General features: G+C 45.0%; 7 protein-coding genes. 6 read left to right on the forward strand and 1 reads right to left on the reverse strand.

The features are described from left to right. The first annotated feature begins 275 nt into the window (after positions 1-275). The 5 genes from ggt to FAM09_RS00630 all read left to right on the forward strand — a co-directional run bounded on the left by ggt (position 276) and on the right by FAM09_RS00630 (position 9,054). On the forward strand, positions 276-1,988 hold the full coding sequence (gene ggt / locus FAM09_RS00615) for a gamma-glutamyltransferase (protein ID WP_136575143.1): 1,713 nt from the start codon (positions 276-278) through the stop codon (positions 1,986-1,988). A 19-nt stretch (positions 1,989-2,007) separates the two neighbouring features. Continuing rightward, positions 2,008-2,559, forward strand: coding sequence for a DUF1572 family protein (locus FAM09_RS00620; protein WP_136575144.1), 552 nt, complete (start codon positions 2,008-2,010; stop codon positions 2,557-2,559). Positions 2,560-2,739: 180 nt separating this feature from the next. After that, on the forward strand, positions 2,740-3,156 hold the full coding sequence (locus FAM09_RS31175) for a KilA-N domain-containing protein (RefSeq protein ID WP_262711624.1): 417 nt from the start codon (positions 2,740-2,742) through the stop codon (positions 3,154-3,156). Between the two features lie 161 nt (positions 3,157-3,317). Further along, on the forward strand, positions 3,318-3,503 hold the full coding sequence (locus tag FAM09_RS31500; RefSeq protein ID WP_243751625.1) for a hypothetical protein: 186 nt from the start codon (positions 3,318-3,320) through the stop codon (positions 3,501-3,503). A 769-nt stretch (positions 3,504-4,272) separates the two neighbouring features. After that, on the forward strand, positions 4,273-9,054 hold the full coding sequence (locus FAM09_RS00630) for a translocation/assembly module TamB domain-containing protein (RefSeq protein WP_136575145.1): 4,782 nt from the start codon (positions 4,273-4,275) through the stop codon (positions 9,052-9,054). Positions 9,055-9,184: 130 nt separating this feature from the next. Here FAM09_RS00630 and FAM09_RS00635 read toward each other — a convergent pair whose 3' ends face one another. Then, positions 9,185-10,387: a bifunctional 3,4-dihydroxy-2-butanone-4-phosphate synthase/GTP cyclohydrolase II gene (locus FAM09_RS00635; protein WP_136575146.1), complete on the reverse strand. Its 1,203-nt coding sequence runs from the start codon at positions 10,385-10,387 to the stop codon at positions 9,185-9,187. 730 nt (positions 10,388-11,117) lie between these two features. Here FAM09_RS00635 and FAM09_RS00640 point away from each other — a divergent pair. Beyond that, on the forward strand, positions 11,118-14,369 hold the full coding sequence (locus FAM09_RS00640; protein ID WP_166436985.1) for a TonB-dependent receptor: 3,252 nt from the start codon (positions 11,118-11,120) through the stop codon (positions 14,367-14,369). The last annotated feature ends 314 nt before the right edge of the window (positions 14,370-14,683 follow it).

A 14,683-nucleotide genomic window follows, 5' to 3' on the forward strand; every position in this document is an offset into this window, starting at 1 on the left:
TTGAAACGTCTGCGTGAATATATGGGTAAATAATATATTTAAACTGTGTGAATAACAGGGAAATGGCAAAAACCCGCAAAACACATGGGAATGTATATGGTAAGAAGATAGGTATACGCTCTGTACATATGCGTTCTCTCATAAGCTCATGTAGTTTGGTCCCCGTAAAACAGTTTTTGTTAGTGTTCTAAAATTAGAACTTTTACTTCAAACAGAAAAAAAACCGGAAGCTAATTTTGGTTTGTTAATTTTAGCTACTCAACTTATTCCTTAATATGAAAGTATTGTTTTTATACTCGTTCCCGTTAGTACTGCTTTTCACCGCATGTTCAGGTACGCGTTCCACCACTTCCCTGCCGGTTAACCCTTATGAATATACTATACAGAAAAAGGTAACGGGAACAAATGGCGCTGTTGTTTCTGCACATCCGCTGGCCAGCGAGATCGGTGTTGCCATTATGAAACAGGGCGGCAATGCCATAGACGCTGCTATTGCCACCCAGTTAGCGTTGGCAGTAGTGTACCCCGGTGCAGGAAATATCGGAGGTGGCGGATTTACGGTGATCCGGTTAGCGAACGGTTCAAACATTACGATCGATTACCGGGAGAAAGCGCCGGCTACTGCACACCGTGATATGTACCTTGATAAATCGGGCAATGCCCAAACTGAATTAAGTCAAAATGGTCATTTGGCAGCCGGTGTGCCCGGCACCATTGCCGGTTTATTCGATTGCATGAAGTACGCCCGCCTGCCATTTAAAAAGTTAATACAACCGGCCATTGACCTGGCCGAAAAAGGATTTGTATTAACTGCTTCAGAAGCCAAAAACTTAAACGGCAACAAAGATGAGTTTATTAAATACAATACCGTTACCCCTGTTTTTGTAAAACCCGGAGGCTGGAAAGCCGGTGATACATTGGTGCAGCAGGACCTGGCCAACACCTTAAAACGCATTCGAGATAACGGGGCGAAAGGTTTTTACGAAGGAGAAACCGCCCGGCTGATCGTTGAAGAAATGAAACGGGCCAATGGCATCATCAGTTATGATGATTTAAAAAACTATGAAGCCAAAGAGCGGGAGCCGGTAGTTTTCGGGTATAAAACATATAAAATAATCACCATGCCGTTGCCCAGCAGTGGCGGTATCTTATTACCACAAATGATGTACATGATAGAAGATCAGCCGGTGAAGCAGTATGGATTTCAATCGGCCCAGGCGGTGCAACTGATGACGGAAATAGAACGCCGCGCTTATGCCGACCGTGCTAAATACCTGGGTGATGCTGATTTTTATAAAGTGCCTGTAAAAAAACTTACCAGCAAGGCGTATGCCCTGGAAAGAATGAAAGATTACAATGCCCAAACGGCTGGCAGCAGCCAAACTACGCAGGCAGGTGTTATTACCGAAAGCGAAGAAACTACCCACTTCAATGTGTACGACAAAAACGGCAATGCCGTATCAGTGACCACTACCCTAAATGGATCTTATGGCAGCAAGACCGTCGTAGGCGGCGCCGGATTTTTATTGAATAATGAAATGGATGATTTCAGCATTAAGCCGGGCGTACCCAATATGTATGGCGCCATTGGCGCCGATGCCAATGCTATTGCGCCGGGTAAACGTATGCTTAGCTCCATGACGCCTACCATTGTTTTAAAAGACAACAAACCGTTCCTGATAGCCGGCACACCGGGCGGCACAACGATCACAACATCGGTATTTCAAACTCTTGTTAACATTATGGAATTTGAGCTGAGTACGGAAGATGCGGTGAACAAACCCAAATTCCATCATCAATGGCTGCCGGATGAGATCTTCGTGGAAGCCGAATTTCCGCAAGCGGTACGGCAACAATTGAAACAAATGGGATATAAAGTAACGCAGCGTAGTTCCATCGGCCGCACTGAAGTGATACGTATTAATGCAAATGGCGTTATTGAAGCTGTAGCCGACAATAGAGGCGATGATGCCGCGGCCAGTTATTAACTTGCATAAAATTCCAGTCATGCCAACCACATTAGGAACCGAATACCTGCAAACAGCCATCAGGCGGTTACGGTATTATAAATCGTTGGGTGAAAAAACATTTGAACAGTTAACAGATGCCGATTTTCATTTTACGCCCAATGAAGCCTCTAACAGCATAGCCGTTATTATTCAACATCTCTCGGGCAATATGCTCAGCCGCTGGACCAACTTTTTAACAGAAGACGGTGAAAAGTTGTGGCGGCAACGGGATGAAGAGTTTGAAGTGCACGATTATTCCAGGCAGCAATTGGTGGCGTTGTGGGAAAAAGGCTGGAACTGTTTTCTAAGCTCACTTACGGCTTTAACAGAAAATGACCTGTTAAAAACGATTTACATCCGGGAAGAACCGTTATTAGTAGTAGATGCCATCAACCGGCAACTGGCGCATTATCCCTATCACGTTGGACAGATCCTTTACATTGCCAAAATTATCAAAGACGCCGGATGGAAAAGCCTGTCGATCGAAAAAGGAAAATCGGAGGCGTATAATAAAAGCGATGGCATTAAAGACCCGGCGAAGAATCAATAGGCAATAGACATGGGCAAAAGCAGCCTAAAGCTATAACTGCCCTATCATCTGCAAGCAAGGCCAGAAATGTGCTGTAATAGATGCACATCAACGCCAATTTATATATTTATTTTTTGACCAATATTAAATAGCGCATAACCTACTTTGTTGTACTTTCAAACTGCTAAATCAAGTAGTGGTATGCCAAACAGTAAGGTTATTGTTGTAAAAGAAACATCTGTTAGGATCATTGAAGTAAATGAGCAGGACTATATTTCGTTAACGGATATGGTTCGAAGCATGGAAGATGGTACCGTTCTTATTGAAAAATGGCTTCGCAATAAAAACACCATTGAATTTATTGGAATTTGGGAAAAGATAAACAATCCTGAGTTTAATTCCCTCGAATTCGAGGGAATTATGCTGGAAGCGGGGATAAACCGGTTCACTTTATCGGCAAAAAAATGGGGTGAACGAACAAATGCAATAGGAATTATAGCCAAAACAGGCCGATTCAATAGCGGCGCACCTATGCCTACAAAGACATTGCCTTCGAGTTCGGCAGCTGGCTCAGCGCCGAGTTTAAACTTTATCTCATTAAAGAGTTCCAACGTCTAAAAGATGAAGAGAACAAAACCCTCCAACTGGAATGGAACCTGCAACGCACCCTGTCTAAAATAAATTACCGTATTCATACTGATGCCATTAAAGAAACTTTAATCCCTCCACAACTTACCCGCCAGCAAACCGGTGCTATTTATGCAAGCGAAGCAGACCTCTTGAACAGGGCGCTTTTTGGAAAAACAGCCGTAGAATGGCGTAAAGAAAATCCTGGTAAAGGGGGGAATATTCGGGATGAAGCTACCCTGGAGCAACTGGTTGTGCTCAGCAACCTCGAAAGTATTAATGCGGTGTTATTACGCCAGGAACTTCCACAATCGCAACGGGAGAGATCTCTCAAATAAGATCCCTGCTGGCAAACAATTCTATGAAAAAATTGAAACCCCAAACCTGACAGTTGAGAAGCTGTATTTGCCTTTGACTTTCAGCTTGCGGCTTAAAGCTTGCAGCTGTATTCGCCTTTGGTTTTCAGCTTGAAGCTTGCGGCTTGCAGCTTGCAGCTGTATTTGCCTTTAGTTTTCAGCTTGCAGCTTGCAGCTGTATTTGCCTTTGGTTTTCAGCCTGCGGCTTAAGCTTGCAGCTGTATTTGCCTTTGACTTTCAGCTTGCGGCTTAAAGCTTGCAGCTTGCAGCTGTATTCGCCTTTGGTTTTCAGCCTGCGGCTTAAGCTTGCAGCTGTATTTGCCTTTGACTTTCAGCTTGCGGCTTGCAGCTGTATTCGCCTTTGGTTTTCAGCTTGAAGCTTACAGCGTGAGGCGTATAGGGCAGCCTAAATAATTACCCACTCCCCTGCTTTGAAGGCCCGCGCCTTTTAACTATCTTTCCGCTTTCTCCCCCCAACCCATAGACCCCATTAGCCCCGTTTACCTTTTTTTGAACCATTCACCCAAATTATTCGTTAAAAACCAATGAAATAACCAACCTTCATATCCATTTTGCGTATGTACAATACAGCCACAGGCGCTTTGCGCGTTTTTATCAATGTTAAAGGCACTGAAAAGTTGCTCAAAAACAACTCATTGGTATTGATTTTGCGCAGGAAAGACAACGGTTTTATTACTTTTACATTTAATACGCCTTAACCCTGAGAAAGTTTTGGAAAATATCCCGGACCGTGCTGCTGATATTGATCGGACTGATCATATTAGCCTGGCTGGCTATACAAACCTCACTGGTCCAAAACTGGCTGGTAAAAAAGGTTACGACCAAGCTTTCCAAGAATCTCCACGCTACAGTTCGCATTCAACACGTTGATTTCGCTTTATTCAATAAAATGGTGCTGGAAGGCACACTGGTAAACGATCAGCACAACGACACCCTGCTGTATGCCGGCGCCGTAAAGGTCAACATTACCGACTGGTTTTTCCTCAAAGACCGAATCGTGCTGAGCTATATCGGTCTCGATAATGCGGTCATTCAACTAAAACGCAGCGACAGCACCTGGAACTACCGCTTCCTGGCAGAATACTTTAGCAGCCCGCAAAAAAAAGAAGTTAAAAAACAGGACGACATTGACCTGGACCTTGAAAAAATAGAGTTCCGCAACGTTAAGCTGATGCAGGTAGATGGCTGGCGCGGCGAAAACATGATGCTGCACCTGGGTTCCATGGATATAGATGCCGATGAGATCAACCTCAAAAAAAGGGTCGCCCATATAAACGACATTGAAATCGACAAACCGGTTTTCGCCATCTACAACTATGACGGTAAACGGCCCGATTCGTTACGGCCCAAACCTGACACCATCCCTATCGTCAACGATCCCAAAAATCTGCGCTGGAATCCCGGCAACTGGGACATAGCCGTTAACAAACTCACGCTGAAAAAAGGCACTTTCCATAACGATTTGCAAACAGAGCGCCAACCTTATGAGTACTTCGATGGCAACCATATTCTGTTCACCAATATCAACGCGGTATTCAGCAAGGTAGCCTTCAGGCAGGATACCATCACTGCCGGTTTAATGCTTTCAACCAAAGAACGCAGCGGACTGGTAGTTAAAAAATTAAATGCCCGCGTTACCTGGCATCCCGAAGCCATGGAATTTGCGCACCTTGATATTCAAACCAATCGCAGCCACCTGCAGAACTTTTTCGCCATGCGCTATGCCACGTTCGACGACATGAGCGATTTTGAAACCAAAGTTCGCATGGAAGGCGATTTTACGAATGCCGTATTGAACAGCGACGACATCGCCTACTTTGCACCCGAGCTGCAAGCCTGGAAAAAAGAGATCCGCATTACCGGTAAAGTAAAAGGTTCCCTCGAAAGCCTGAGCGCCCGCAAGCTGGTGATCGAGGCCGGTAAAGACACCTACCTCAACGGTAACATCCGGCTTAACAGTTTAACCAACATCGATAAAACCTATATCGACTTTGAAGCAAACGAATTCAGAACTACCTACCATGATGCCATCACCATCGTTCCCGATCTAAAAGAATTCGATCAGCCACGGCTCGATAAACTCGAATACCTCCGCTTCAAAGGCAACTTCACCGGCTTTATAAAAGACTTTGTTACCTATGGTACCATTGAAACAAAGCTGGGTGTGGTGGTGAGCGACGTAAATATGAAATTCCCGGATAACGGTCCAACCGTTTACACAGGTAGTATCGAAACCCGGTCTTTTGCCCTGGGCGAATTTGTAGATGCACCCCAGGTAGGTAAAATTAACTTCACGGGTTCGGTGAACGGCCGGGGGCTTAAAGCCAGTACGCTCAATGCCAAACTCGATGGCAACATCCGTTCGCTCGATGTAAATAATTACAACTACCAGAACATCGTGGTAAAAGGTACGGTGGCCAAACGCCTGTTCAATGGAGAAGTGATCAGCAATGATCCCAATTTAACCGCGCGCCTGAACGGATTGGTCGACTTCAGCAAAAAAGTACCCACGTTTAATTTCGAAGCGGAGATCAGCAAAGCCGACCTCAGAAATGTTAAACTAACCCGCGACAGTATTGAAGTAAAAGGAAAGTTCAGGATGAACTTCACCGGCGACAATATCGACAACTTCCTGGGTACCGCCCGCATTTATGAAGCCTCGGTACTGAAGAACAGCAAGCCGCTTTCATTCGATTCATTAAGCATTGAATCGAAAACCATGGGCACCAACAAAGTGATCACCGTTGTCAGCAATGAATTCGATGGCGCGTTGGTCGGCGAATTCTCTATCCGGGACCTGCCCGCCGCCGTAAGGTCTTTCCTGAATAAATACTACCCCAGCTACGTTAAGCCGCCAACGACGGTGCTGAAGAATGAGAATTTCAGTTTTGTGTTCACCACTAAAAGAGTGGATGAATACATGAGCTTTATTGATAAAAACTTAAGCGGATTTAATTACAGTACCGTTACCGGTCGTATCAACAGCAAGGAAAATCAGCTCGACCTGAATGCGGAGATCCCCCAGTTCAGTTATAAAAACATTTTTTTCTATAATCTTAACCTGAAAGGAAGCGGCAATTACGACACCCTGTCAATGACCAGTTCCATTGCAGATGTTTACATCAACGACAGCCTGCATTTTCCGGGCACCGACCTGCGGGTAAGATCTGCGAATGATATGTCGCTGGTACAGTTAAAAACAGCCGCCAATCAAACGCTTAACTCGGCCGACCTTTCTGCCCGCGTGCAAACCATGCCAACGGGTGTACGCATCCTGTTCAATCAATCGAACTTTGACCTGAATGGTAAAAACTGGACGGTTGAAAAGAACGGCGAGCTCGTATTAAGTAAAGAACTCGTATCTGCCGACGGCGTAAAAATTTATAACGGCCAACAGGAGATCCTGGTTACCACTCATCCTTCCGACATAGGCAATACCAATGACATCAAGGTAGAAATGAAAAAAGTGAACATTGGCGACTTTGCTCCCTATGTTGTTACCGATAACCGGTTGGAAGGTTTGCTTACCGCCACCGCCGATATTATTGATCCCTTTGGTAAACTGCAGGTAGACCTGGCAGGTGAAGCCGAAATGTTCCGGCTCGATAACGACTCCATTGGCAAACTGCAACTGAAAGCCAATTACAGCCAGCTGACCGGCAAGGTGAACTTCAATACCATTTCAGAAAACGACCAGTATAATTTTGACCTTACCGGATTATACAACCTGTCTGACACAGCCAATACTTCTCCGCTTGATATCACCGGTAATTTCAAGGATACGAAGATCAACCTGCTCGATAAATATTTGTCGGGTGTATTCACCGACCTGAACGGATACGCTACCGGGCAATTGCGCATTGTTGGCCCAACCGATAACCTGAAGTACCTGGGACGGATGCAATTGCGCGATGGTCAATTGCGGGTGATCTATACCAATGTATTGTACAAGATCCCATCAGCCGTGTTCGATTTTAAAGACGATGCCATCGACTTCGGCTCTTTTGCTTTTAAAGATGAGAAAGGCAATAGGGGGCATATTACCAAAGGCATTTTAAGACACCAGGCCTTTGATAACCTGTACTTCGACTTTGCCTTCAACACAAATAAACTACAGGTGTTGAACACGCCCAACACCAGCAAAGACCCGTTCTTCGGCACTATGTATGCCAGGGCCAATGCTACATTCAGAGGACCATTGGAAAACATGCGCCTGGATGTTCGCGGCGAGCCCGCCGATAGTTCGGAATTGTATATCCGTTCACAAACCGGTCGCGAAAGCGGCGAGGCTAATTTTGTTGTGTGGAAACAATACGGTAGCGAAATGAAGGCAGTACGCAGTGCTGATGCCAGCAACCTGTATGTAACGCTCGATGTAACGGCAAATAATTACGCCAAAATGTATGTGATCCTCGACGAGTTAACGGGCGACATCATTCAGGCTAACGGGCATGGCAACCTTAAAATGCAAACCGGCACCGATGGCAATTTCAGCATCACCGGCCGGTACGATATAGACCGCGGTAATTACAATTTCAATTTTCAATCCCTGCTGCGCAAACCCTTTAAATTGCGTGAGAACGTAGGTAATTATATTCAATGGCGGGGCGACCCATACGATGCAGATATTAAAATAGATGCAGAATACGAGGCAGATGATGTGCGCTTCAGTGACCTGGCAACAGAAGCAGTGACGAACGCCAACTCAAATGTGCGCAAATACCGGGGTAAAGTAATTGTAGTAGCCCAGCTCACTAAAAAGCTGATGAAGCCCGACATCCTGTTCCAGATAGAGCTGCCTACCAACAGCCCGTTAAAGGATGATCCGGATGCATTGGCCATTTTGCAATTGATCCAGCGCGACCAGAACGAATTGAATAAACAGGTGGCGTTCCTGATCGTATTCAACAGCTTCGGCCCCGTGTCTTCGTCCAGCAATCAAAGCGGACTTGGCTCCGGGCTTTTCAGTGGCGTGGTAGTAAACAGTATTTCCGGTGTACTGTCAGGGGCTCTCAGCAAACAGTTCTCCAGCATCTTCCAAAAACTGTTCAACGATAAAAGCATCAAGGTTAACTTCAATGCGCAACTGTACAATGGTTCTAACCTGGTCGACAATATTGACCGCAGTAAATTGAATATCGACCGCACCAACCTCAATTTCAATATTGGTAAAAGCTTTTTGAACGAACGGCTCACGTTCACGTTTGGCAGTGCGGTTGACTTTGGCCTATCGGCTCAACAGGTACAGGCGACAAAGAACCTGCAATTCCTCCCCGATATTTCGGCAGACTGGAAAATACGCCAGGATGGAAAACTGGTGCTTACCTTCTTTTACCGCGACTCGTATAATTATCTCTCCGGTGCAGGCGCCCGTCAAAACCGATCCGGCGCCAGTATCAGCTATCGCCGCGACTTTGAACGCCTGAGCGATCTGTGGCGCGCTGAAAGAAAAAAGAAATTGAAAGTTCCTGTTGTAAATGATACTTCGAAGTCTGATACAGGAAGCAATTAATTAGTTTGTGGTTAGAGCAACCACAAACAACAAACCATAAACCACAAATAAAAAATGCCAAGCTATTTAAACGTGGCATTTATAAAAAATTGATGCGGAAACCGTCGACAACTACCTTGTCAACTACCCCCTACTTCTTCAATATCTCATGTCCCAACTTGTCTCTTTTGGTAGTGAGGTATTTTTCGTTATGCGGGTTCGGTTCAACTTCAATAGGTACGGCTTCTACTATTTCCAAACCATATCCCAGCAAACCGGCGCGTTTTTTAGGATTGTTGCTCAACAACCGCAGCTTGGTAACGCCCAGGGAACGCAATATTTGAGCGCCAATGCCATAATCCCGTTTATCCATCGGGAAACCCAGGTGCAGGTTGGCTTCCACCGTATCAAAACCGCTTTCCTGCAGCTTATACGCTTTTAATTTATTAACCAATCCAATACCCCTGCCCTCCTGGTTCATATATAATATAATACCCTTTCCTTCTTTTTCAACATGTTGCATGGCAGCGTGCAGTTGCTCGCCACAATCGCACCGCATAGATCCCAGAATATCACCGGTAAAGCAGGAAGAATGCACCCGCACCAGCACCGGCTCGTCTTTCTGCCATTCGCCTTTTATGAGGGCCAGATGCTCGTTAGCCGTGCCTTTTTCGTTGAAGGCAATCAATTTAAAATTGCCCCATTTGGTTGGCATATCTACCCGTACAATTTCTTCGATCAGTGAATCCGTTTTCAGGCGGTATTCGATCAGGTCTTTTATGGAGATCAGCTTCAGATCAAACCTTTTGGCAATTTCCTGCAGTTCGGGTAATCGGGCCATGGTACCATCTTCATTCATGATCTCTACCAGTACCCCGGCAGGTTCAAAACCAGCTAACCGGGCCAGGTCATTCACCGCCTCCGTATGACCTGCGCGGCGTAAAACGCCACCCTTTTTTGCCCGCAGGGGGAAAATATGGCCTGGGCGGCCCAGGTCTTCAGGTTTGGTATTCGGGTCTAACAGCGCCTGAATGGTCTTTGCCCGGTCATGGGCAGAAATACCGGAGGTACAGCCATGCCCAAGCAGGTCGACCGACACGGTAAAAGCCGTTTCGTGCAGGGCCGTATTATTATTAACCATCAGGTCGAGTTGCAATTCCACGCAACGTTCTTCTTCCAGGGGAGCACAGATCAGCCCACGCCCGTATTTACTCATAAAATTCACTATCTCAGGGGTCACATTACGCGCTGCTGTCAAAAAATCACCCTCATTTTCACGGTCTTCGTCATCCACTACAATAACCAGTTTACCATTTTTAATGTCTTCAATGGCACTTTCAATAGAATCCAGCATGTTATGAAATTTCGGCAAAGTTAACATAAAACAGGAAAGCAAACAGCCCGTTCAAATGAACAGAAAACGGCCGCAGCAATACGCCCGTGCTTTACCATTCATTTGTAATCGATTGATTATTTGCTCTGTATGAATAGTTAAACAACAACCACTTGTATAAATTGTTTACTTGCATCAGAAACAATTATAAACACATGGAATTATCAAAATAATATACCCCATTTTTCCCTTTCCGGTTGCCTGACGTTTTGGCTTATTTTGACCTATATCAAGCAGCCTTTTCACCCTTCACATTGCCTCTATAGCAGATAGGAAAGCGAGTTTTTTACCAACTTATTCGAATAAAAATTAATACAGGAGTACCCAAGGTTTATGGGTAAAATTCAGTGTATATGTTAGCGTTAATAACCTGTGCACTGCTTTTACTACCGGAACAATACGTTTGATTTCAATTTCAGCTACATTTGCGCAACGATTAATTAACTATTCTAATAGCATGATACGTTGTGAATTGCTTTCAATATTATTATATACGATATATCTGAACAACGTATCTGCACTAAAATAAAACCCTGCCCTGGATTTGCCTGATGGATCATAGTAATTACTTATCAGTTTATTAATAACCCTAACAGGCACAGTCATGTGATGCCATTATAGGGCAATGCTTGCTCCGTTAACCGTTATCGTACCCCATGTAAATTATATTGACAAACTTAAACATCGATATATGAGAAAACTTAAAGCTTATTTACTAAGCCTATTATTGGTTTGTACCGGTGTGCTAAGCGGTTATTCGCAGGTTACAACCAGTAGTATGTCGGGCGTTGTTAAATCAAGCAAAGGAGAACCGCTGGTAGGAGCCACCGTGGTAGCACGCCACGAACCAACAGGTTCAGCTTTTACAACCATAACAAGAACAGGAGGCATTTTTGATCTCACCAACCTGCCACCCGGCGGACCATATACCGTTACAATTACATATGCAGGTTATGCTGCATATAAAAGAAGCGATATAAATATTCCATTAGGTGAAAAGTTCGACCTGCTGGGTGAACTGGCCGATAAAGAAATGACATCGGTGATCGTAACAGCCGCAGGCCGCAGAGTCGCCACCGAAAAAACCGGCGCTTCCACCAACATCAGCAACCGGTTGGTGCAAAACATGCCAAACATTGCGCGCAGTTTAACCAACTTAACCCGCGTTACGCCCCAAAGCAATGGAAACAGTTTTGCGGGTATGAACAACCGGTTCAATAATATTATGATCGATGGCTCGCTGTTCAATAACAACTTTGGCCGCAGCGGCGATGGCATGGTACCCGGTGGCGCCACATCAGCCGTATCAATTGATGCGGTAGACCAGGTACAGGTGAATATTGCGCCTTATGATGTTCGCCAGGCCGGCTTTGTGGGCAGCGGTATCAATGCGGTAACCAGAAGAGGTACCAACAACTGGTATGGAACAGCCTATGGTTATTACAGGAACCAGGAGTTCACTGGTAAAAAAGTAAAGGAAACAGATGTTCCCAACGCAAAAAGATCAACAAAGATATTCGGCGGCAGCATTGGCGGTCCTATTATTAAAGACAAGTTGTTCTTCTTTTTCAATGTAGAAAGTGAAAAAAGAACGCAACCCGGTCAAACGTATGTAGCTAAAAAAAGCGCCTCGGATACCGATCCCAATGCCACTTCCGTGCTGGCCAGCGACCTGAATACATTAAGAACATACCTTATTAATACCTACAGTTACGACCCGGGCGGTTATGAAGGCTATGATTTTGAAACTGACAATACCAAATTCCTGGGCCGTGTTGACTGGAATATTAACACTAAACACCGTTTAACACTCCGCTACACCAACTCAGAGACCAATGACGATGATATGGTGAACTCTGCCAGTGTTACTGGTGTTACCGCCAATCGTATCAACAACAGCCGTCGGGGCGGCGCTACAGGCGGTATGGCTTATGAAGGAACCAACTTCAAGAACAATGTGAAAGTATGGTCGGGGGTTATTGAACTGAACTCTACGTTCAACAACAAATGGAGCAACCAGTTCATTGCCTCTTATACCAATAATGAATTGATACGTGTTCCCAACAGCAATATGCCGTTCGCCGATATCATGCGTGATGCCAATAACGTGTATATTTCTTTCGGCACCGACCTGTTCTCTTACAAAAATGAAATACGCGATAAAGCCTTTAACGTTGCCAACAACCTTACCTATATCATGGGTAAGCATACGTTTACCGGTGGCGCCAACTTCGATGCCATGCAGTTTGCCAACTCTTTTACAAGTGCGGGCGGCCCCAGTTATTACCGGTATAATTCATTGAATGATTTTCTCAACAACACAGCACCGGCTGTATTTGCAGTAGCGTATGACCCCAGCAACCCAAAAGGAATAAAAGTGCCCGAAGCCAAATTTTCTCAATTGGGATTCTATTTGCAGGATATTTTCACCATTACCAATAAGCTTAAAGTTACTTATGGCTTGCGGATGGATATACCTATATATCCTTACGATCCACCACGCAACCCGGCACTGGAACAGGTTTATTTCAAAGACGAGAACCTGATGGACGAACGGTTTGACGTAAGCAAATGGCCCGATGCCAAACCGCTATGGTCGCCCCGGTTAGGTTTCACCTATGATGCAAAAGGCGACAAATCGCTTATAGTACGCGGTGGTACCGGCATCTTCACCGGCCGCATTCCGTTCATCTGGCTGGTGAACCAGGTGGGTGATAATGGCGTGGTCCGTGCTTTATATCAACCAACCGGCGCCGCATTGTCGGCTATCCGGTATAACAAAGACAGAACAACGTATATTCCTACGAATCCACCAGTAGTAGGTACCACCATTCCATCTGGCTCATCATACAGCGCCGCAGCCAAAGATTTCAAAATGCCACAGGTATGGCGTTCGAACCTGGCAGTTGATAAACGATTTGCCAATAATTACACCGCTACTTTCGAAGCTATATACACGAAGATGATCAACAACGTATATTTCCGCAATGCCAACCTGGGCTGGCAAACCGGGAACCTGGGCGGCGTTGCCGATAAGCGCCCTACCTACCAGACAAGACTTAATTCCAATGTTAGCCAGATGATCGTTATGGATAACACCAGCAAAGGATACAGCCTGGCATTAACAGCCCAGTTACAAAAGGCTTTCTCCAATAAATGGGAAGCTGGTATCGCATACACCTACACCCTGGCAAAAGAAGTTGCGCTCGGCAGCTCTGACCAAAGCGGCAGCGGCTGGAACACCAATAACATCATATTCAACCCCAATCAACCGGACTTAGGTTATTCCAATTATTCGGTACCACACCGCATTGTAGCGAATGTATCTTATCGCCTTGAATACCTGACTAATCGCATGGCCACTACCTTCAGCCTGTTCTATTCAGGACAACCGCAGGAACGGTACAGCTTCCGGTACGGCGGCGATATAAACGGCGATGGACAAAGCAATGATGTGATATACATTCCTAAAGACCCATCAGAAATTTCTTTTGTAGATGCATTCACAGCCAATGGCGTTACCTATACCGCCCAACAGCAGAGCGATGCCTTCTTCAAGTTTATTGAAAACGACAAATACCTGAAAGATCACAAAGGTGAGTATATGACGAAGTACGGTGCAAAGCTGCCCTGGAACCACACGGTTGATCTGCGTGTGTTACAGGATTTCATTTACAGAAGAGGCACTACCAAACATACCTTACAGTTCAGTGTAGATATAATTAACCTGTTGAACCTGTTGAACAGCGAATGGGGTTACCGGTATTCCTATAATTATGGAACCTTCCAGGATATGGGTATTTTAGGTTTACCATCCGGCTTCAGCCAGGCTGCGCCCCGATACACTTTCAACCCGACAAATCCGACAAAAGCGTATCAACCTAACTTTTCAACAACCAGCACCTGGGGTATTCAATTGGGCTTACGGTATATCTTTAATTAATAATAGTACAAAAAACAATTATATGAATCCGTCTCGCTTCTGCGGGACGGATTTTTTTATGTATGGCATATTAATATTACCCAAAAACCTTATCCCATTAACAAAAGGAGATAATAATAGCTTGCAGCATTTGGTGCATAACCTGTGTCTATTTTCACGTTAACATTTTTTTAATCTGAATCTCTTTTCAGTTACTTTTGGCACTTGTGCGTTTATATCAGTGCTAACCGGAATGTCAAAACTGCTACGATTCTTGTCTATTGCGCCTGAAAAACAAAGAGCTAACACCCAATATCATATTGCTGTAACGTATT

Origin of the sequence: Niastella caeni (genome assembly GCF_004834005.1) — a bacterium.
In the GTDB taxonomy this organism is placed as follows: Bacteria; Bacteroidota; Bacteroidia; order Chitinophagales; family Chitinophagaceae; genus Niastella; species Niastella caeni.

Bases quoted from the DNA above. Each gene is read 5' to 3' on its own strand.
- ggt (WP_136575143.1), top strand. From the start codon at position 276: ATGAAAGTATTGTTTTTATACTCGTTCCCGTTAGTACTGCTTTTCACC.
- FAM09_RS00620 (WP_136575144.1), top strand. From the start codon at position 2,008: ATGCCAACCACATTAGGAACCGAATACCTGCAAACAGCCATCAGGCGG.
- FAM09_RS31175 (WP_262711624.1), top strand. From the start codon at position 2,740: ATGCCAAACAGTAAGGTTATTGTTGTAAAAGAAACATCTGTTAGGATC.
- FAM09_RS00635 (WP_136575146.1), bottom strand. From the start codon at position 10,387: ATGCTGGATTCTATTGAAAGTGCCATTGAAGACATTAAAAATGGTAAA.
- FAM09_RS00640 (WP_166436985.1), top strand. From the start codon at position 11,118: ATGAGAAAACTTAAAGCTTATTTACTAAGCCTATTATTGGTTTGTACC.